The following is an 18,661-nucleotide window of genomic DNA, read 5'->3' as shown; positions in this document are numbered from 1 at the left end:
GTCAGCCGTCCCGGCGTGCGGGCGGCGGGGCCGGGTGGGCGGGGTCCAGCTCCTCGATGGCGCGCAGGGCCCCGCCCAGCGTCTTCACCAGCAGCTCGCACAGTGTGTCGCGGGACAGCCGGGGCCGGTCGATCCAGTCGAGGGTGGCGCCCTCCACGCTGCACACCCAGGAGAGCAGACCCATCCGGGCCACCGCGGAGATGTCGCCACGGCCATAGGCGCCCTCGGCGATCGTGGTGACGATCGCCTCGCGCACGCCGTCCCGGATCGCGTGCACCTCGGTGTCGAAGCCGACGCCGCCGCTGACGATGGTGCGGTAGGCGGCCTGGTGCTGCTCGGCGTAGCGCAGATAGCCGTCGATCGTGCGGTGCACGCGGTCCACGGCGGGCAGCTGGACCCCGCCGGCGGCGGAGGTGACCAGGTCGGCGACGGAGTCCTGGATGATCGCCAGGTAGTAGCCGCGCTTGGACCGGAAGTAGTAGTAGATCAGGCCCTTGGCCACCTGCGCCTGGCGGGCGATGTCGTCCATGGACAGGGCGTCGTAGGACGTGTCGGCGAACAACTTCCGCCCGATGGCGATGAGTTCGGCGCGGCGCGCCACGGAGCGCTCGGTGCCGCGCGCCTGGGTGACGACACGCTGCTGCGGCATGTTCAAGACCGGCCCTGATCTGGGTACGACGGGACAGCCGCAGTATGTCAGAACAAGCCGCAGGCGTGAGCGGTCGGTTCAGAGGCAGATATGCGCCCGTTCACATGCAGGTACGCGCCGGTTCAGAGGCAGGTGCGTGCCGGTTCAGAGCAGGCCGAGCTGGGTCACGAGCATCGCGAGCACCGCGACGAGGATCCAGCCCAGGACGTGCTCGACGATCTTCGGGCCGTCTTCCTGCGGGCCGCCGGTGACGGCGCGGGTGGCGGTGGCCGGGTGTGCGGTCATGGTGTTACTCGCAGAGGTCGGACGTGTACGGCGGAATCCCCCCGCCCATCCGTCCACCATGCCACCCGCGAGGGCGTTCGCGGCGATGAACTTGGTCACACGCCGCGGTACACCGGCCTCAGTGGACGCCCACCGCGGCGAGCGCCTTGCGCTGGTGCGGGTTCGGGTGGGCCGGGAAGTAGAGGTAGCAGACCCCTCCGGTGCCGGAGACGACCTTGCCGGAGGCGTTGTACCGCTTGGTCCTGAGCCAGATGTTCTCCCACTCGCGCCGCTTGTAGACGCGCCGCACCGCCTCGTCGCTCGGCGAGGCCGGGTCGTTGGCGATCACGTCCCCGTCGGCGGTGAAGCCGATGACGGTCATCAGATGGCCGGAGGTGCCGTATCCGGCCCCCGTCAGCTCCTCCTTGAGGAACGACTGGGACGTTATGGCCGGGATGCCGGCGGCGATCAGCGTCTCCAGGTCGCTGAGAGAGGCGAGCCGGGTGACCACGCCCTGGAGGCCGTCGAAGGTGGCCGCGTAGGCCGCGTTGAAGGGCCAGTTGCCGCAGCCCTGGTACTGGTGGTCGTAGGTGAACCGGGCCGCGTGGCAGACCTGCGGGTCGGCGTAGGACGGGTCGACCCACGACAGCTGCTCGGGGGTGAGCCGGCCGCCCCAGTACTCGATGATCATCTGCGAGGAGGTGGGGCTGCACCAGGCCTCGCCGCCGTTGTCGTACTCGGGGTACTGGCCCTTGTGGATCTCCTGCGAGTAGCGCGGGACGGCCAGCTCCTGGGCGAGGCCCGGGGTGGAGGCCGGCACGGTGAAGCGGTCGGGGATGTCGGAGCCCATCGCGCCGAGCCGCCAGACCGTCGGAGTCAGGTGTGTGCCGGGCCGGCGGTAGAGGGTGAGGCGCAGCCGGTACGACGTCAGGCGCAGGCCGGTGCTCGCGTCGTCGATGGCGAAGGTGTCGGTCCAGATCGTGCTCTTGCCGTCGGTCTGGTCGTCCACCGAGGTCCGCTTGATGTCCTGGTCGCCGGCGGCCCAGCGGCCCATCACGTACCAGGGTGTCTCGGTGCCGTCGGAGTACGTGCCGTGCAGCTCGACCTGGAGCCAGGTACCGGCGGGGGTGTGCGCGTTCCAGGAGGCGATGACCTCGGTGGCGGGCACGGTCAGCCGGTGCACCGGGGAGGTCCAGGTGGCGTACTCCCAGGTGGCGGTGGTCCCGGTGTGCGGGTCGGTGTAGTCGGTACGGCCGGCCGGGGCGCCGATCACGACGCCGGGGCGGCTGCCGGAGACCGGCCGGGCGCCCTGGGCGGTGCCGCAGCGCCAGTCGCGGTACGTGGTCCAGCAGTGGTACTCGATCGGGCGGGCCTGCGTCTGGCCGGGGTCGTCGGTGTCGGTGGCGATTCGCGGTGCGGCGACGGCAGCGGGGGCCGCTGTGCCGGTCACCGCGGCGGCGACGGCCACGGCCAGAACGGTTCTGCGGGACGGCTGTTGGGCTCTGCTCATGGGCGCGATGACCCCCAGGGTGTCCGAGACGGGTGATCCGGTGCGGTAACTATGAAGCAGGCCGGATCGTGCTGCCAGCACTTCGGCGCATGCCGCGGCACGAATATTGGTCTGGGCCACTGGCGGGGGTGGCGCGCCGGGGGGCGTCCGAAGGGGCGCGGGGCCGTGTCGCTGTGCCGCTCCGCCGCGAGGGCGCGACCAGCTCCCAGGCACCCGCGCCCCAGGAGGCTCAGACGAGATCCATCGCGGCGACCTCGTCCGGGCGACCGTAGCTGACCGGCCCCTGGAAGCGGCGGCGGGCCGTGGCGAACCACCACACCGTGGCCACCAGCAGGACGACGGCGAGCGCGATCGGCGCGTAGTTGAAGGAGTCGACGGTGATCGGGGAGGCCTGCGGCAGCATGAACAGGACGCTGCTGAGCAGGATCCAGGTCACCGCGAGCCAGCCGATCGGCCTGCCCCAGCGGCCCAGGTGCCAGGGACCGGGCTGGAACGCGTCGCCGAGCCGCAGCCGCAGGAAGATCGGAACGGCGTAGGCGAGGAAGAGGCCGACCACGTTGACGCTGACGATGGCGGTGAACGCCGTGTGCGACCACCAGCCCGGCACCACCAGGGCCAGCGAGCAGGCGACCGCGAGCCAGACCGCCTTCACCGGCGTACGGGTGCGCGGCGAGACCGAGTGCCACCAGCGGGAGCCGGGCATGGCGCCGTCCCGGGAGAAGGCGAAGATCTGCCGGGTGTTGCTCGTGAGGTTGGCCAGACCGCAGAAGAGCATCGCGCCGATGACGATGAGGAGCATCACCTTGGCGGCGCTCAGGCCGAGGCCGTCGATGAGGATCTGCACGGGCGGCGCGGCGGCGCCGGCCACCTTGGCGTAGTCGCCGATGCTGTAGACCAGTGCCAGCATCAGGACGAGGCCGGTGATCGCCGAATAGCCGATGGCGCGGGTGATGCCCTTCGGGGCGCTGACCGTCGCGTGGACCGTTTCCTCGGACATGTGGAAGCTGCCGTCGAACCCGGTGAAGGTCCAGCTGGTGACCAGCAGACCGAGCATGCCGCCGTAAAGCCCGCTCGTGAAGCCGGTGTTGTTCTCGAAATGGGTCACGAAGGAGGCGGACTGGTGATGATCGGGCGTCACGATGAGTGCGCCCACGATCACGACGAGTCCGATCAGCAGCCACCACACGGAAATGCGGTTCAGTACGGCGACGAGCTGGACGGTGTAGGTGTTGGCGAGCCCCTGGAGCACGATGATCAGGGCCGTGATGAGGACCGTCTGGTGGGCGGTCGGCTGGTAGGAGGGCCACTGAAGCTGCACGAACACCTGGATGAAGGTGGCGGCGGCATAGCCGGTGGCGGCGGTGCCGCCGATCTGGCCGACGAAGTTCAGCCAGCCCGTGAACCACGACCAGGCGCCTTTGTGCCGCTTGGCGAGTTTACCGGCGGAGAAATACAGGGCACCGCTCGTCGGATAAGCGGAGGCGACTTCCGCCATGGCCGCGCCGATGAGCAGCACCATCAGCGAGACGCCGATCCAGCCGAACACGAGAATCCGGGGACCGCCCGCGTTCATACCGAATCCGAAGGACGAGAAAATTCCCGAGAGGATATTGATGATGGTGAACGAGATCGCGAAATTGTCGAACGCCTTGAAACGCCTGGTCAGTTTCCGCGGATAACCCATCGCGTGCAGGGTGGCGTCGTCGTCGAGCACGACGGTGTCCGCCGCCCGGGCGCGGGCCCGGGGAGTCGACATCCGTTCCGACACAGATCGGCCTTTCTCTGGGTGGGGGGTGGAGGGGACGTGCGGTCAGGCGGGTCCCGGGACGGGCAGGCCGCAGGCGCGCCGCGCCCGGGAGAGCTGCTCGGCGGGGTCGCCGAAGGCGCTCCAGGGCATGCGCGAGGCGTACGGGCCCATCGCCGTGAAGACCGCCCGGGCCTCGAACGCGCGCTGGGCCATGACCAGCGCGTGCGCGAGGTAGGCCAGGTCGAGCACCGGGGTGAAGCGGTAACCGGCCACCGTGGGCAGCCAGTGCTGGTAGATCGCCAGCGCGGTGGAGCGCCACTGGGGCTGTTCCCAGACCCGGTCGGCGAGCAACTGGGTGGGGTTGTAGCTCTCCACCAGGGCCACCAGGGGCAGCAGCCGGAGGGCGGAGTCGGCGGGCGCCCGCTGACTGAGGAAGGCGGCCACGTCCCAGGCCGCGGTGACCGAGCCGCCGTACCGCGTGACGAAGCAGGACAGGAAGCGGTGGTGGGCCTCGCGGTGCCAGGGGTCGAGGGACAGGATGTGCGCGAACAGCCGCCAGGGTCCGGGCGGGGCGGTGAGCAGGCCCTGCGGCGCCGGGTCGCGCAGCCGGTGCAGCCGGGCCATGGCGAGCCGGGCGACCCAGGGGGTGGGGTCGGCGGGGGCCGCCTCGGCGGCCCGGTCGCAGGCGGTCAGCGCGATCCGCTCCAGCGCCTCGGCGCGTTCGTCGCGGGCGTCGGCGGCCCGCAGGGCGCGCTGCACCGCGACCCGGGCCCACATCAGCGCGGCCTCGGGCGTCGGCTCCTCGGCCAGCCAGCGTTCCACCAGGTCGGTGCCGGCCGCCTCGGAGGCGAGGACGAGCGAGCGGTGGGCGCGCAGGGCGAAGTCGGAACGCGTCTCGGCGAGCGCCTCGTGGGCGTATCGATAACGTCCGGCGCGCACATCGACGCATACGCTCGCCAGGACCCGGTCGTCGGCCGCCGGATGCCATACATAGTGCCCTTCGAATAATTCCGCGGCCATGGTCCCCCTGCCGGTCCCCGTTCGACGCATCACGTTGCGCAGGAGGCACCTTACTCAGCGTGGGGCACAGCCGGAACGCCGAATTCGACATATCGGTCAGGGGATTCGGACTGTTTATCGGTGCCGATTGACTGGCCGCCAGCCGATGGTTCAACGCGCGACCACCACTAGACTGTTTCACGGAAAACCCACAACACCGGACCCCACGCCCCACACACAGCACGACACCCCCCGGGAATCACCATTCACGACCTCGCCGCCCGGCTGCACGGACTTCCTCCCTCCCTGGGACCGGTCCGGCTGATCGCCGTCGACGGGCACGCCGGCTCGGGGAAGTCCACCTTCGCCGAGCTACTGGCGCACGCGCTGGGCGGGGCTCCGGTGCTCCACCTCGACGACATCGCCAGCCATGAGCGGCTCTTCGCATGGACGGACCGGCTCATGACCCAGGTGATCGAGCCCCTGGCGCGCGGCGAGAGCGCGCACTACACCCCTTACGACTGGCGGGCCCGCGCCTTCGGCACCCCGCACCCCCTGCCGGCCGCACCCGTCGTCCTGATCGAGGGCGTCGGCGCCGGCCGGCGCGCCCTGCGGCCGTATCTGGCGCGGCTGCTGTGGATGGAGCTGCCCCGGGAGGAGTCCTGGGCGCGCGGGCGGCAGCGGGACGGCGCTGAGCAGCGGGAGTTCTGGGACGGCTGGGTCGCGGCGGAGCACGCGCACTTCGCCGCGGACCCCTCGCGCCCCCATGCCGATCTGCTGGTGCTCCAGCGACCTGAGGGATATGAGGTACTGCCGGGACCGGCGACGACTCCGGAAGTCGGGCAGGGCCGTGACGCTCGGTGACGGACCGTCCCTGGTGTGGTGAACTGGTGAAGAGCCTTGCGGGACAAGTTCTTCCAGTGCCTCAACTCCGCTTGACCCGGGGGCCGTACAGGTCTTACGTTCTCAATGTGCGGCTTTCGGAGTCGCTCACCAACGCGAAGCCCCCGGTTGTTCCCCCGTGACCGGGGGCTTCGTTCTGCCCGCGAAAGCCGTTTTCCGGGCGCCGCGCGCACCCGCCCTCTCACCCTCGGTCACGAATCGCCGTGCGCCCCGTCTGCTCCCACCTCGTCGAACCCCCCGTGCGGCACCCTTCGGCAGGCGGAGGTACCGCGGGTACGATGCCCTCGGTGCGACCTTCGAGCGGCTGCCTCGCGCACCTGCAACTCCGGTCCGCGGCACAGCGGTTCGACCGCGGCGACCGTCGGGCGACCGCCCGGTGGTGAACCACGGGGACACGGTCTGTGGGGGGACGTGATGGACTTCGGCACGCAGGGCCCCGAGGCCCCGGCCGACCTCGCCTGGCTGCGGGGTGTGGACGCCTACACGATGGGCGCCTACCCGCAGGCGGAGGAGGAGTTCCGCACCGCGGTGCGGATGGACGCGGGCATGGCGGACGCCTGGCTCGGGCTGCACGCGCTCCGGGTCGACACGACCACCGCGCTGCTGCGGATGTTCCGGCACCGCGACCGCTTCGGCGAACAGCGCACCCGGCACCGCCGTAGCCTCAACTCCTGGTACTGGCTGGGCTGGTGGGTGCAGCCGGTGCTGGAGAGCCCACGCGATCTGCTGCTGGCGCACGCCTCCCACTGGCTCGACGGCCGGCATGTGCCCGAGCTGGACCGCGCCCTCGCCGGTCTGCCCCCGGTCGACGCCGACCCGCAGGTCCGCTTCCTGCACGCCTGCCGCGCCTATCTGGTCAAGGACTGGGAGCAGCTGGTCCGGCACACCGACCCGCTGCTGGACGATCCCCTGCTCGGCATCGAGGCCGGCCTGTTCGGCGGCATGGCCCGGGTCCGGCTGGAGATGTACGGCCAGGCCGAGCCGCTGCTGTCGGCGGCGCTGATGCGGTGCCGCAGCGAGCAGCCGCAGCGCAAGGAGCTGCGGTACTGGCTGGCGAGGGCGCACGAGGGAACGGGGCGCTCGGCCGCCGCGCTCCCCCTGTACCGCGCGGTGCACCGGGTCGACCCGGCCTTCATGGACACCTCCGCCCGGCTCGCCGCGATCTCCGAGGGCGACGGGTACGACGAGGCGGTCGACTACGCCGCGATCACGCTGACCGGCGCGGGGCAGGACGCGGTGGACGGGCCGGACGGGTTCGATCCGCTGTTCGGCACCGAGGGCCGGGATCTGCGGCTGCCGGAGCCCGATCTGCCGACCGGGCCGCTGCCGTCGGTGACCGATCCCTCGGTTCGGGTGAAGACGGGGGTGTCCGGGGTGTCCGCCGCGCCGATCCCGGCCGGGCCGACCGACCCGGCGTTACTGGAGGAGGCGCTCGCCGAACTGGAGCGCATGGTGGGGCTCGAACCGGTCAAGCGCCAGGTCAAGGCGCTGTCGGCGCAGTTGAACATGGCACGGCTGCGGGCCGGGCAGGGCCTGCCGGTCCAGCCGCCCAAACGGCACTTCGTCTTCTCCGGCCCGTCCGGCACGGGCAAGACCACGGTCGCGCGGATTCTCGGGCGGGTGTTCTACGCGCTGGGGCTGCTGGGCGGGGACCACCTCGTGGAGGCGCAGCGGGCCGACCTGGTCGGCGAGTATCTGGGGCAGACGGCTGTGAAGGCCAACGAGCTGATCGACTCCGCGATCGGCGGGGTGCTGTTCGTGGACGAGGCCTACTCGCTGTCCAACTCCGGGTACGGCAAGGGGGACGCGTACGGCGACGAGGCCCTGCAAGTGCTGCTGAAGCGGGCCGAGGACAACCGGGACCACCTGGTGGTGATCCTGGCGGGCTACCCGGAGGGCATGGACCGTCTGCTCGCCGCCAACCCCGGGCTGTCCTCCCGCTTCACGACCCGGGTGGACTTCCCCTCCTACCGGCCGCTGGAGCTGACCGAGATCGGCAAGGTGCTCGCGGCGGAGAACGGGGACCGGTGGGACGAGGAGGCGCTGGACGAGCTGCGGTCCATCGCCGGGCATGTGGTCGACCAGGGCTGGATCGACGAACTGGGCAACGGACGGTTCCTGCGGACCCTGTACGAGAAGAGCTGCGCGTACCGGGATCTGCGGTTGTCGACGTACGCCGGTTCGCTCACACGGGACGACCTGGCGACGCTCCGGCTGCCGGACCTGATGCAGGCGTACGGAGAGGTGCTGTCGGGGCGAGGGCCACAGGATCCGTCCTCTTACTAGGCACCGGCAGGTGAGCGCCCCGAAGGGGCGCGGGGAACCGCGCGAGCAGCCCCCGCGCACCCGCAGGCGACAGCGGTCTAGGTGGCCAGCGCCCCCTCCGGCTCCCCGCTCACACGTGGCTCCGGCATCTCCCGGTGCGCCGGGTCGCGGACCTCGCCGACCAGCAGCTCCAGTACGTCCTCCAGGGCCACCAGGCCGAGCACCTTGCCGGTCGCGTCCGCCACCTGGGCCAGATGCGTGGCCGCCCGGCGCATGACCGTCAGCGCGTCGTCCAGCGGCAGCTCGGCACGGAGCGTGGCCATCGGGCGCCACACGTGCTGCGGGACGGCCCGGTCGGAGTCCTCCAGGTCGAGGACGTCCTTCACGTGCACGTACCCCATGAAGGGGCCCTTCTCGTTGGCCGCGACCGGGAAGCGGGAGTAGCCCGTGCGGGCGGTCAGCTCCACGATCTCGCCCGGGGTGACCGCCGGGGTCACCGTTACCAGGGCCTCCCGGCGCAGCAGGACGTCCGTCACCGGGCGCGAGCCCAGCTCCAGGGCGTCCTCCAGGCGCTCCCGCTCCTCCGGGTCGAGGAGGCCGGCCTGGCCGGAGTCCTCCAGGAGCCGGTTGAGCTGCTCGGTGGTGACGACCGCCTCCACCTCGTCCTTCGGCTCGACCCGGAACAGCCGCAGGATGCCCTGGGCGCAGGCGCCGAGGGACACCGTGATCGGCTTGCACAGGCGCGCGAAGTAGACCAGGCCCGGGCTGAGCCACAGCGCGGCCTTCTCCGGGGCGGCCATGGCGAGGTTCTTCGGGACCATCTCGCCGATGACGAGGTGGAAGAAGACCACCGCGGCCAGCGCGATGACGTAACCCAGCGGGTGGATCACGCCGTGCGGGAGGTGGATCCACTCGAACACCGGCTCCAGCAGATGCGCCACCGTCGGCTCGGCGACCGCGCCGAGCGTCAGCGAGCAGACGGTGATGCCGAACTGCGCGGCGGCCATCATCTGCGGCAGGTGTTCGAGGCCGTACAGCACCTGCCGGGCCCGGGCCGTGCCGAGCGGTTCGATCTGGCTGCGGCGGACGGAGACGAGCGCGAACTCGGCGCCGACGAAGAAGCCGTTGGCGAGCACGAGCAGCGCGGCGAAGACCAGTTGCAGGAGGCTCATCGGGCGGCCTCCATCACGTTCACCGCCGGGGCCGTCCTGACCAGGCGGACCCGTTCGGCGCGGTAGTGGCCGACCTGGCGGACCGAGAGCCGCCAGCCGGGCAGTTCGGCCCGGTCGCCGGGGGCCGGGATCCGGCCGAGCAGGTCGGCGACCAGTCCGGCGACGGTCTCGTACGGCCCCTCGGGCACGTCGAGGCCTATGCGCTGGAGGATGTCGACGCGGCAGCTGCCGTCCACGTCCCAGGCGGGCCTGCCGTCCTCGGGCGGGGCGGGGGCCAGCTCGGGCATGTCCTTGGCGTCGTGCTCGTCGCGGACCTCGCCGACGAGTTCCTCGACGATGTCCTCCAGGGTCACCACGCCGGCCGTGCCGCCGTACTCGTCCACGACGACCGCGATGGGCTGCTCGCTGCGCAGCCGGGCGAGCAGGGGCTGGACCGGCAGGGTCTCGGGGACGAGGAGCGCCCTGCGGGCGATCCGGCTGACCGGCGTGCGCAGCCGGTCGTGCACGGGGACCGCCAGCGCGTCCTTGAGGTGGGCCATGCCGACGATCTCGTCGATCTTCTCCCGGTAGACGGGGAAGCGGGACAGGCCGGTGGCCCGGGTGAGGTTGACGACGTCCTCGGCGGTGGCCGAGTCCTGTAGCGCGCTCACCTTCACGCGCGGGGTCATGACGTGCTGCGCGGTCAGCTCGCCCAGGGACAGAGTGCGGACGAACAGGTCGGCCGTGTCCTGCTCCAGGGCGCCGGCCTGGGCGGAGTGCCGGGCCAGGGAGACGAGTTCCCCGGGGGTGCGGGCGGAGGCCAGCTCCTCGGCGGGTTCGACGCCGAGGGCGCGGACCAGCCGGTTGGCGACCGTGTTCAGCGCCGAGATCACCGGACGGAACAGGCGGGCGAAGCGGTGCTGGGGGCCGGCGACGAAGCGCGCGACCTGCAACGGCCGGGACACCGCCCAGTTCTTGGGCACGAGTTCGCCGATCACCATCTGGATCGCGGAGGCCAGCAGCATGCCGACGACCACGGCGACGCCGGAGGCGGCACCCTCGGGGATGCCGAGCGCGGCGAACGGGCCGCGCAGCAGCTCGGCCAGGGCCGGTTCGGCGAGCATCCCGACGACCAGGGAGGTGATGGTGATGCCGAGCTGGGTGCCGGAGAGCTGGAAGGACAGCTCCTTCAGCGACTCCACGACCGTACGGGCGCGGGTGTCGCCGTCGGCGGCGGCCTTCTCGGCCTCCGGGCGCTCGACGGTCACGAGGCCGAACTCGGCGGCCACGAAGAAGCCGTTGGCGAGAATCAGCAGGAACGCCGCTCCGAGGAGCAGCAGGGGGATGGTCACGCTGCCACCGCCTTCCCGCTCTGTCGGGCAGGGGTGGCGCAGGTACTACAGGACGATCCGTCCATCGCCGGAGGGAGTCACTCCTCGGGTAGCAGGAACCCCTGTGCACCGGGCGGCGCGCAGGGGCGGAGGCGCAGCGAGAGGGCCTCCGCCCACCAGATTAATCAAGATCTGGGCTCGTGCGGCAGGGCGGACGGCGCCGAGTGGGCCTCGGCGAGCGCGCGCAGGGCCTTGGCGTCGGCGATGGCCCGCTGCTTGGCGAGGCCCGGCTGGATGCCGAGCGCGGGCAGGCTGGTGCCGTCGCTGAGGTCGAGGAACACCCAGGGGTCGCCCGGCCGGAGGTTCACCCGGAGGATCTCCTCCCAGGCCAGGCGCCGCTTGCCGGCGATGTTGACGACGGTGACGCCGGACTCGTCGGCGACCACCTTCACCCGGGCCAGCTGGGCCAGGACCCAGAAGATCAGCGCGCCGGTGACGACGAAGCTGAGCTTCGAGCCCGGGCCGAGGTGCTCCAGCAGGATCGCGATCCCGCTTATCACCAGGAAGATCACGACACCGGCGGTGAGCAGGATCGCCCGGGTGTGCCCCGGCCGGAAGGTGACGGGGAGGCGGGGAAGAGGGGGCAGGTCGGACATCTCTCGGACGTACCTCTTACAGGCGGCAGGCGTGGATGGCCGTGGTCAGGATGGCGCGGGCGCCGATGGCGTAGAGGTCGTCCATGATCCGCTGGGCCTCCTTGGCGGGGACCATGGCGCGGACCGCGACCCAGCCCTCGTTGTGCAGCGGGGAGACGGTCGGGGACTCAAGGCCGGGGGTGAGCGCGACGGCCTTCTCCAGCTGCTCGACCCGGCAGTCGTAATCCATCATCACGTACGTCCGGGCGACCAGGACGCCCTGGAGGCGGCGCAGGAACTGCTGGACCTTCGGCTCCTCGCCGTCGGCGCCGGTGCGGCGGATGACGATCGCCTCGGACTTCATGATCGGCTCGCCGAAGACCTCCAGGCCCGCGTTGCGCAGGCTGGTGCCGGTCTCCACGACGTCGGCGATGACCTCGGCGACGCCCAGCTCGATCGCGGTCTCGACGGCGCCGTCCAGGTGGACGACGGAGGCGTCGATCCCGCGGTCCGCCAGGTGCCCCGCGACGATGCCCTCGTAGGAGGTGGCGACCGTCTTGCCCTTGAGGTCCTCGATGCCGTCGGCGGTGCCGGGCTTGGCGGCGAAACGGAAGGTGGAGCGGGCGAAGCCGAGCGGGAGGATCTCCTCGGCGTCGGCGCCGGAGTCGATCAGCAGGTCGCGGCCGGTGATGCCGATGTCGAGGCGGCCGGAGGAGACGTAGATCGCGATGTCGCGGGGGCGGAGGTAGAAGAACTCGACCTCGTTCTCCGGGTCGACGATGCGCAGCTCTTTGGACTCGCGGCGCTGCTGGTAGCCGGCCTCATGCAGCATCTCCGCCGCAGGGCCGGACAGTGAACCCTTGTTGGGGACGGCGATGCGCAGCATGAGGTCGGCTTCCTTTGCGTGAAGGGGTTTTCTACGGCTGTGTGCGACAGGCGGCTTACAGGTGGGCGTAGACGTCGTCCAGGGAGATCCCGCGGGCGACCATCATCACCTGGACGTGGTACAGCAGCTGCGAGATCTCCTCGGCCGCCGCCTCCCTGCCCTCGTACTCGGCGGCCATCCAGACCTCGGCGGCCTCCTCGACGACCTTCTTGCCGATGGCATGGACACCCTTGCCGACCAGCTCCGCGGTACGGGAGGTGGCGGGATCGCCGTGGGCGGCCTTCTGCTGGAGCTCGGTGAAGAGCTCCTCGAACGTCTTCTTGGACATGGTGCTGCCCACCCTACGCGGTCGGCTCCACTCCTCAGTGCCAGGGTTCGGATACTGAGCGGAGCGTGGCCGCGGTCGCCACGGCGGCGGTCACCGCCTCGTGGCCCTTGTCCTCGTTCGAGCCCTCCAGGCCGGCCCGGTCCAGGGCCTGCTCCTCGGTGTCGCAGGTGAGCACGCCGAAGCCGACGGGGACGCCGGTCTCGACGGAGACCTGGGTGAGGCCCTGGGTGACGCCCTGGCACACGTAGTCGAAGTGGGGGGTGCCGCCCCGGATGACGACGCCGAGGGCGACCACGGCGTCGTAGCCGCGGCCCGCGAGGACCTTGGCGGCGACCGGCAGCTCGAAGCTGCCGGGGACCCGGATCAGGGTCGGCTCGTCGATGCCCAGGTCACGCAGGGCGCGCAGGGCGCCGTTCACCAGACCGTCCATCACCTGCTCGTGCCACTGCGCCGCGATGACGGCGACCCGCAGGTCGCTCACATTGCGTACGGACAGTTCCGGTGCACCCTTGCCGCTCACGTCTCTCCTCAGTGCTTTCGTGCTTACTGGTTGCCACAGGTGGTCGCGGACGCGGCCACAGAAGCCGACACGGCGGGCGTGTCGAGCCAGGGCAGGTCGTGCCCCATCCGGTCCCGCTTGGTGCGCAGGTACCGGAGGTTGTGCTCGCCGGCCTGGACGGGCATCGGCTCCCGGCCGGTGACCTTCAGGCCGTGGCGCAGCAGCGCCTCGGTCTTGTCGGGGTTGTTGGTCATCAGCCGGACGCCGCGTACGCCGAGGTCGGCGAGGATCTGCGCGCCGGCGCCGTAGTCGCGGGCGTCGGCGGGCAGGCCGAGTTCGAGGTTGGCGTCCAGGGTGTCGTGGCCCTGCTCCTGGAGTTCGTAGGCGCGCAGCTTGGACAGCAGGCCGATGCCGCGTCCCTCGTGTCCGCGCAGGTAGACGACGACGCCCCGGCCCTCGGTCTGGATGCGTTCCAGGGCGGTGTCCAGCTGGGGGCCGCAGTCGCAGCGCAGGGAGCCGAAGACGTCGCCGGTGAGGCATTCGGAGTGGACGCGGACCAGGACGTCCTCGCCGTCGCCGATCTCGCCGTGGACGAGGGCGACGTGTTCGACGCCGTCGACGGTGGACCGGTAGCCGTACGCCCGGAAGGTGCCGTGCCGGGTGGGCAGGCGGGTCTCGGCCTCGCGGCGGACGGTGGGCTCGCTGCTGCGGCGGTAGGCGATCAGGTCCGCGATGGAGATGATCGTCAGGCCGTGCTTGCGGGCGAACGGGATCAGCTCGGGCAGCCGGAGCATCCGGCCGTCCTCACCCGCGATCTCCACGATGGCGCCGGCCGGGCGGAGCCCCGCGAGCCGGGCGAGGTCGACGGCGGCCTCGGTGTGGCCGTTGCGCACGAGGACACCACCGGACCGGGCGCGCAGCGGGAAGACGTGGCCGGGGCGGACGAGGTCGGTGGGCTCGGCCGTGCCGCTCGCGAGCAGCTGGAGCGTCGTCGCGCGGTCGGCGGCCGAGATGCCGGTACTCACGCCGTGGGCGGCGGAGGCGTCCACCGAGATCGTGAACGCGGTCTTCATCGACTCGGTGTTGTCCTGGACCATCTGCGGCAGCCGCAGCCGGTCCAGTTCCTCGCCCTCCATGGGGGCGCAGATCAGGCCCCGGCACTCGCTCATCATGAAGGCGACGATCTCGGGGGTGGCCTTCTCTGCGGCGATGACGAGGTCGCCCTCGTTCTCGCGGTCCTCGTCGTCCACGACGACCACCGGGCGGCCCGCCGCGATGTCGGCGATGGCCTGCTCGACCGGGTCGAGGGCGAAGTTCTCGGTGTCGTCGGTGCCGTACAGCAGCGGTGCAGAGGTCATGCCGGCGCTCCTTCCAGTGCGGGCTGCGGGCCCCGGCGGGAGCGCAGCCACCAGTCGCGCATGCCCCACAGGACGAGTGCGCCGTAGATGACGTAGACGAAGCCGGAGAAGGCGTAGCCGTTGGCGAAGTTGAGGGGGACGCCGACGAGGTCGACGAGCAGCCAGGCGATCCAGAACTCGACCATGCCCTTGGCCTGGGCGTACATCGCGACCACGGTGCCGACGAAGATGTAGGCGTCGGGCCACGGGTCCCAGGACAGCTTCGGGTAGGCCGTGAAGAGCAGGGCCACGGCGACCGTGCCGGCGGCGGCCGCGGCGAGCATGGCCGCGCGCTCCCGCCAGGTGGCGAAGCGGGGGGCGATGTGGCCGTCGTCGGACCGGTCCTTGGTGCGCTGCCACTGCCACCAGCCGTACAGCGCGACGGCCATGACGACGACCTGCTTGCCGGCGCTGCCGGTCAGGTGGCCGTAGAAGGCGGCGAACAGGACCAGGCCGGACAGGAACTGCACGGGCCAGGTCCACAGGGAGCGGCGCCAGCCGAGGGCGAGGGTGATCAGGCCCAGGATGTTGCCGATCATGTCGGACCAGATGATGTGCTGGCCGAAGAGGGTGAACGCCTCGGAGTTCATCCAGTTCACTTGGTGGCTCCCTGGGCACGGTCGCCGAGGAGCCGCTCGACGTACTTGGCGATGACGTCCACTTCGAGGTTGACCGGGTCGCCGGGCTGCTTGTGGCCGAGCGTGGTCAGGTCGAGGGTGGTCGGGATGAGGCTGACGGTGAAGTGGTCGGGGCCGGCCTCCACGACGGTGAGGCTGATGCCGTCGACGGTGATGGAGCCCTTCTCCACGACGTAGCGGGAGAGGTCGGCGGGGAGGGAGATCTTCACGATCTCCCAGTGCTCGGAGGGCGTGCGCGCCAGGATCTCGCCGGTGCCGTCCACGTGTCCCTGCACGATGTGTCCGCCGAGGCGGGCGCCGACGGCGGTGGGGCGCTCCAGGTTGACGCGGGAGCCGACGGTGAGCGCGCCGAGGCTGGAGCGTTTCAGGGTCTCGGCCATGACGTCGGCGGTGAACTCTTCGCCCTCGTGCTCGACGACCGTGAGACAGACCCCGTTCACGGCGATGGAGTCGCCGTGCCGCGCGCCGTCGGTCACGACGGGGCCGCGGAGACGGAAGCGGGAGGAGTCGCCGAGGTTCTCGACGGCGGTGACTTCACCCAGCTCTTCGACGATTCCGGTGAACACTTCCCGGGTCCTCCTGCCTCTTCGGGCACGGACTCCGGGGCCTGTCGATGACGACAGAAAGGTACGGATGAGCACACACCGGGGGCGTCGCCGGAAAGGGACACGTCCGCGCACGGACCTGTCCAGATACGGCGGCGCGCACACGGAAAACGCATGCCCGCCCGCCGCGCACTGCCTCCCATCCGGACTTTAACCGTCGGTCCAGGAATTTCACCTGGTCAACCGGCCGCTGGAAGCGACCGGGTCGCGGACTGTAACCGCCGGTTCGGAGTTTCACCGACCCCGGAGTGCGCTGCTTCTGGTACAGGGCCAGTGTGCCACGCCCGGTACGCGTCCATGCGGGTGAGAGGTGTGGGGTCGCTCACAGCGCGTGCCGCCGCTTTCGCGTGGCGCGACCGCCTTCGTCAACTGACCGGTACGGAAAGAGTATTGGCCTCGGTCCGGACCATTGACCGTACTGGTCTAGTCCTTTTAGGGTGCGGACGGGCCCGGCGGCGGTGACGACGGCCCTTGCCCGCCGCCGGGCCGCCACCCCGCCCAGTACAGTCACCCGCATGACGGCACCGGTGATCCGCGCGATCGAGTGGGACGGGACGGCGTGGGACGACCCCACCGCCGAGCAACTCCACGATCTGCTGGCGGACATGAGTCTGACCTGGCGGTTCGTCGTCGTGGAGCGGCTCGACCGGGAGCCCGCCGGGCACCACTACATCCAGGTCCGTCTCAACGACGATCTGAGTTACCAGGTCGAGTACCGCGAGGGCGGCCCGGACCGGCACTTCCAGGCCCGGGTGCCGCGCGAGCACGACGCGTTCGCCGTCGAGCCCGTGGCCGAGGTGGTACAGGCCTGGGCGTTCGAACGGCCGGGCTGGCGGGAGGCGCTGCCGTGGGCCCCTTGGCGACCGGCGGAGGAGCCGCGCCGGCCCTGAGGTTCCGTCCCTCGATGCTGCGGCCGTAGCGGTCGGGCGAGGGGACGACGAGGGCTCTTGACGGTTCGGCGGGTGCCTGACGGGACGCCACGCGCCCTGTCAGCTGCCGCCTGTGCGCCGCTCCTGTGAGGCGAGGCCCGCCGGGCCACCTCCTTTCACCGGCGGCCACCGTTCCCGGTCCTGCAAGCAGTGTGGCCGGACCCCGATGGCCGCTTCCTCTGGCAGCCGGGGACCGACGAGCAGTACCAGCAGACCCGGCCGCAGTTGTGGTTGAAGCCGGCCGAGCACCCGGCAGGGGTCCGGGTCGAACTCGCGACCGGTTGAGGTGTCGCAGCGACTCCCCGAGTGACAGTTCGAGCGAGCCAGGACCCGCTTGGGTCGCCGCGACGAAGGTGTCTGGCAGGGGCTCGCCATCGAGGACCGATGGCCGGTTCTCACGCAGCCGCTCGGTGCGCCGGCCATACGGTGTCAGCCGCCCGGGCGCTCCGGTGGCGCGAACAGTTCGTCCTGCGCCCGCTCCCGGGCGGTGAGGAGCGCGCCGCGGAGTACGGCCGTCCCGCCGAGGCTGCTCGCCCGCACCTCGGTGACCAGCGGCGACATCAGGCGCAGCCGCTCCTCCACCAGCCCGGCGAGCACCGCGCCCCCGGCCTGGCCGACCTCCCCGCCGAGCACCACACAGCCGGGGTCCAGAACGGCCACCACGGAGGCGGCACCGACGGCGATCCGGTCGGCGAGGACACGAAGGAAGCGGGCGGCGGGAAGGTCGCCGGGCAGGGCCACCGAGGGTGTGCCGCTCGCCTCCGCCGCTTCGGGCGCCCCGCATCCGACATGCCCCGGGTTCGCTGTCGCAGCCACGTCACCCACCCCCGGCGCCACGAACCCCGCCCTCCCGGACGCCGACGCGGCGACAGCACCCGGCTCCGCGCCCCCCTTCACGTCCGCCGCACCCGGCCGCGCCACCGGCACCGGCACCCCCTGCCCCGCCACGGGAACCGGCACCCCCTGCCCCGCCTTCTCCAACTCCGCCACAGCCCCCCGCACCGCCTCCGCCGCCCCCGGGCCGTCCGGTGTGGCAGGTGTCGGGAGGCCGCACTCTGTTGCCAGGGTGGCGAGTGCCGCCGCGCCGGTGAGGGAGTGGAAGCCGCCGGCACAGTCGGTCGCCGACGGGAGGGTGTCCGTTCCCGGGACCGGCAGGAAGCCGATCTCGCCGGTACCGCCGGAGGCCCCGCGGCGCAGGGTGCCGTCCAGGACGACCGCGGCGCCGACGCCGTGGCCGAGCCAGAGCAGGACGAAGGTGTCCCGGTCCCGCGCGGCGCCCTCGCGCTGTTCGGCCAGGGCGGCCAGGTTGGTCTCGTTCTCGACGGTGACCCGGGCGCCGGGCAGCCGGTCCTGGAGGGTGGCGGCCAGGCTGCGGTGCCAGGCGGGCAGCCCGGCCGAGTCGCGGAGGTCCCCGGTGGCCGGGTCGATCAGGCCCGGCGCGCCGATGCCGACGGTGTGCAGCCGGTCGGCGCCCGCCTCCTTGGCGGCGCTCTCCACCGCCGCCACCGCCTGTTCCACGGCGGGGCCGGTACCGGCGTCCCGCCCGATCGGCACGGCCGCCTCGGCGAGCACCCGACCGACCAGGTCGGAGACGAGGACGAACACGCCCTCGGTGCGGACGTCGAGCGCGGCGAGGTGGGCGCGGTCCGCGACGAGGCCGTAGAGCCGGGCGTTGGGGCCCCGGCGCTGTGCGCCGGACTCGCCGACCACCGTGATCAGCCCGGAGGCCGTGAGCCGGTCGACCAGGTCGGCGACCGTCGGCCGGGACAGTCCGGTCAGCTGCTTCAACTGCCCTGCCGTGAGCGGGCCTTCCTGCTGCAACAGCCGCAGGGCCAGCCGGTCGTTGATGGCCCGGGCGGTGCTGGGTGATGCGGGCATGACGGGAATCCTCCCAGATCGCCGTGGCGCGGCGAGACGCTGTGGCC

General features: G+C 71.6%; 17 protein-coding genes, 2 pseudogenes and 1 riboswitch. Of the genes and pseudogenes, 4 read left to right on the top strand and 15 right to left on the bottom strand.

From position 1 onward, the window contains the following. Window position 1: 1 nt before the first annotated feature. From ACZ4WH_RS03815 to ACZ4WH_RS03795, 5 genes are all read right to left on the bottom strand, one after another. On the bottom strand, window positions 2–649 hold the full coding sequence (locus tag ACZ4WH_RS03815; protein WP_468176248.1) for a TetR/AcrR family transcriptional regulator: 648 nt from the start codon (window positions 647–649) through the stop codon (window positions 2–4). A gap of 144 nt (window positions 650–793) precedes the next feature. Then, window positions 794–934, bottom strand: coding sequence for an SCO1431 family membrane protein (locus tag ACZ4WH_RS03810; protein ID WP_468176246.1), 141 nt, complete (start codon window positions 932–934; stop codon window positions 794–796). Window positions 935–1,052: 118 nt separating this feature from the next. Next, window positions 1,053–2,423 carry a peptidase C39 family protein gene (locus ACZ4WH_RS03805; protein WP_468176244.1) on the bottom strand — a complete coding sequence of 457 codons (1,371 nt, stop codon included), beginning with the start codon at window positions 2,421–2,423 and terminating at the stop codon, window positions 1,053–1,055. A 229-nt stretch (window positions 2,424–2,652) separates the two neighbouring features. Then, the gene (locus ACZ4WH_RS03800; RefSeq protein WP_468176243.1) at window positions 2,653–4,179 is read right to left on the bottom strand and encodes an amino acid permease; all 1,527 of its coding nucleotides are present in this window, start codon (window positions 4,177–4,179) and stop codon (window positions 2,653–2,655) included. Between the two features lie 54 nt (window positions 4,180–4,233). After that, the gene (locus tag ACZ4WH_RS03795) at window positions 4,234–5,190 is read right to left on the bottom strand and encodes a hypothetical protein (RefSeq protein WP_468176241.1); all 957 of its coding nucleotides are present in this window, start codon (window positions 5,188–5,190) and stop codon (window positions 4,234–4,236) included. Window positions 5,191–5,427: 237 nt separating this feature from the next. Here ACZ4WH_RS03795 and ACZ4WH_RS03790 point away from each other — a divergent pair. Next, window positions 5,428–6,055, top strand: a pseudogene (locus ACZ4WH_RS03790) (uridine kinase family protein). 431 nt (window positions 6,056–6,486) lie between these two features. Beyond that, on the top strand, window positions 6,487–8,358 hold the full coding sequence (locus ACZ4WH_RS03785; RefSeq protein ID WP_468176239.1) for an AAA family ATPase: 1,872 nt from the start codon (window positions 6,487–6,489) through the stop codon (window positions 8,356–8,358). Between the two features lie 77 nt (window positions 8,359–8,435). Here ACZ4WH_RS03785 and ACZ4WH_RS03780 read toward each other — a convergent pair whose 3' ends face one another. From ACZ4WH_RS03780 to ACZ4WH_RS03740, 9 genes are all read right to left on the bottom strand, one after another. Beyond that, window positions 8,436–9,509 carry a hemolysin family protein gene (locus ACZ4WH_RS03780; RefSeq protein ID WP_468176237.1) on the bottom strand — a complete coding sequence of 358 codons (1,074 nt, stop codon included), beginning with the start codon at window positions 9,507–9,509 and terminating at the stop codon, window positions 8,436–8,438. Next, window positions 9,506–10,840, bottom strand: coding sequence for a hemolysin family protein (locus ACZ4WH_RS03775; RefSeq protein WP_468176235.1), 1,335 nt, complete (start codon window positions 10,838–10,840; stop codon window positions 9,506–9,508). Before ACZ4WH_RS03775 ends, ACZ4WH_RS03780 begins: the two co-directional genes overlap by 4 nt. Window positions 10,841–11,004: 164 nt before the next feature. Beyond that, a complete protein-coding gene (locus tag ACZ4WH_RS03770; RefSeq protein ID WP_468176233.1) occupies window positions 11,005–11,475 on the bottom strand; it encodes a PH domain-containing protein in 471 nt (156 codons plus the stop codon). A gap of 16 nt (window positions 11,476–11,491) precedes the next feature. Next, entirely contained in the window at window positions 11,492–12,340 is an 849-nt protein-coding gene (hisG, locus tag ACZ4WH_RS03765) for an ATP phosphoribosyltransferase (RefSeq protein WP_468176231.1), read from the bottom strand. A gap of 55 nt (window positions 12,341–12,395) precedes the next feature. Next, complete coding sequence (locus tag ACZ4WH_RS03760) at window positions 12,396–12,668, bottom strand: phosphoribosyl-ATP diphosphatase (RefSeq protein WP_031174442.1); 273 nt, start codon at window positions 12,666–12,668, stop codon at window positions 12,396–12,398. A 34-nt stretch (window positions 12,669–12,702) separates the two neighbouring features. Then, on the bottom strand, window positions 12,703–13,188 hold the full coding sequence (ribH, locus tag ACZ4WH_RS03755) for a 6,7-dimethyl-8-ribityllumazine synthase (protein WP_103816493.1): 486 nt from the start codon (window positions 13,186–13,188) through the stop codon (window positions 12,703–12,705). A 23-nt stretch (window positions 13,189–13,211) separates the two neighbouring features. After that, the gene (locus ACZ4WH_RS03750) at window positions 13,212–14,525 is read right to left on the bottom strand and encodes a bifunctional 3,4-dihydroxy-2-butanone-4-phosphate synthase/GTP cyclohydrolase II (RefSeq protein ID WP_468176229.1); all 1,314 of its coding nucleotides are present in this window, start codon (window positions 14,523–14,525) and stop codon (window positions 13,212–13,214) included. Next, complete coding sequence (locus ACZ4WH_RS03745; protein WP_030644795.1) at window positions 14,522–15,163, bottom strand: nicotinamide mononucleotide transporter family protein; 642 nt, start codon at window positions 15,161–15,163, stop codon at window positions 14,522–14,524. Before ACZ4WH_RS03745 ends, ACZ4WH_RS03750 begins: the two co-directional genes overlap by 4 nt. Further along, window positions 15,160–15,768: a riboflavin synthase gene (locus ACZ4WH_RS03740; protein WP_468176226.1), complete on the bottom strand. Its 609-nt coding sequence runs from the start codon at window positions 15,766–15,768 to the stop codon at window positions 15,160–15,162. Before ACZ4WH_RS03740 ends, ACZ4WH_RS03745 begins: the two co-directional genes overlap by 4 nt. 164 nt (window positions 15,769–15,932) lie before the next feature. Continuing rightward, window positions 15,933–16,063, bottom strand: a riboswitch (FMN riboswitch). Between the two features lie 259 nt (window positions 16,064–16,322). Between ACZ4WH_RS03740 and ACZ4WH_RS03735 the strand changes: the two genes are divergently transcribed. Both ACZ4WH_RS03735 and ACZ4WH_RS03730 read left to right on the top strand, forming a co-directional pair. Further along, window positions 16,323–16,697 (top strand): hypothetical protein, encoded by a 375-nt coding sequence (locus ACZ4WH_RS03735; RefSeq protein ID WP_468176224.1) that lies wholly within the window; start codon window positions 16,323–16,325, stop codon window positions 16,695–16,697. Between the two features lie 156 nt (window positions 16,698–16,853). Next, window positions 16,854–17,021 (top strand): annotated as a pseudogene (locus tag ACZ4WH_RS03730) (DUF4262 domain-containing protein); the annotation flags it as partial. Window positions 17,022–17,165: 144 nt separating this feature from the next. Here the strand turns inward: ACZ4WH_RS03730 and ACZ4WH_RS03725 are convergent. Beyond that, window positions 17,166–18,614 (bottom strand): ROK family transcriptional regulator, encoded by a 1,449-nt coding sequence (locus tag ACZ4WH_RS03725; RefSeq protein ID WP_468176222.1) that lies wholly within the window; start codon window positions 18,612–18,614, stop codon window positions 17,166–17,168. Window positions 18,615–18,661 lie beyond the last annotated feature (47 nt).

The sequence above is a fragment of the Streptomyces sp. NPDC029138 genome, from assembly GCF_055564375.1.
Note: the sequence above shows the minus strand (reverse complement) of the source record. Positions and strands in the feature narration are given on the sequence as shown.

Coding starts and splice junctions, on each gene's coding strand:
- ACZ4WH_RS03780 (WP_468176237.1), bottom strand. CDS start 9,509: ATGAGCCTCCTGCAACTGGTCTTCGCCGCGCTGCTCGTGCTCGCCAAC.
- ACZ4WH_RS03785 (WP_468176239.1), top strand. CDS start 6,487: ATGGACTTCGGCACGCAGGGCCCCGAGGCCCCGGCCGACCTCGCCTGG.
- ACZ4WH_RS03815 (WP_468176248.1), bottom strand. CDS start 649: ATGCCGCAGCAGCGTGTCGTCACCCAGGCGCGCGGCACCGAGCGCTCC.
- ACZ4WH_RS03810 (WP_468176246.1), bottom strand. CDS start 934: ATGACCGCACACCCGGCCACCGCCACCCGCGCCGTCACCGGCGGCCCG.
- ACZ4WH_RS03725 (WP_468176222.1), bottom strand. CDS start 18,614: ATGCCCGCATCACCCAGCACCGCCCGGGCCATCAACGACCGGCTGGCC.
- ACZ4WH_RS03770 (WP_468176233.1), bottom strand. CDS start 11,475: ATGTCCGACCTGCCCCCTCTTCCCCGCCTCCCCGTCACCTTCCGGCCG.
- ACZ4WH_RS03760 (WP_031174442.1), bottom strand. CDS start 12,668: ATGTCCAAGAAGACGTTCGAGGAGCTCTTCACCGAGCTCCAGCAGAAG.
- ACZ4WH_RS03795 (WP_468176241.1), bottom strand. CDS start 5,190: ATGGCCGCGGAATTATTCGAAGGGCACTATGTATGGCATCCGGCGGCC.
- hisG (WP_468176231.1), bottom strand. CDS start 12,340: ATGCTGCGCATCGCCGTCCCCAACAAGGGTTCACTGTCCGGCCCTGCG.
- ACZ4WH_RS03735 (WP_468176224.1), top strand. CDS start 16,323: ATGACGGCACCGGTGATCCGCGCGATCGAGTGGGACGGGACGGCGTGG.
- ACZ4WH_RS03800 (WP_468176243.1), bottom strand. CDS start 4,179: ATGTCGACTCCCCGGGCCCGCGCCCGGGCGGCGGACACCGTCGTGCTC.
- ACZ4WH_RS03805 (WP_468176244.1), bottom strand. CDS start 2,423: ATGAGCAGAGCCCAACAGCCGTCCCGCAGAACCGTTCTGGCCGTGGCC.
- ACZ4WH_RS03750 (WP_468176229.1), bottom strand. CDS start 14,525: ATGACCTCTGCACCGCTGCTGTACGGCACCGACGACACCGAGAACTTC.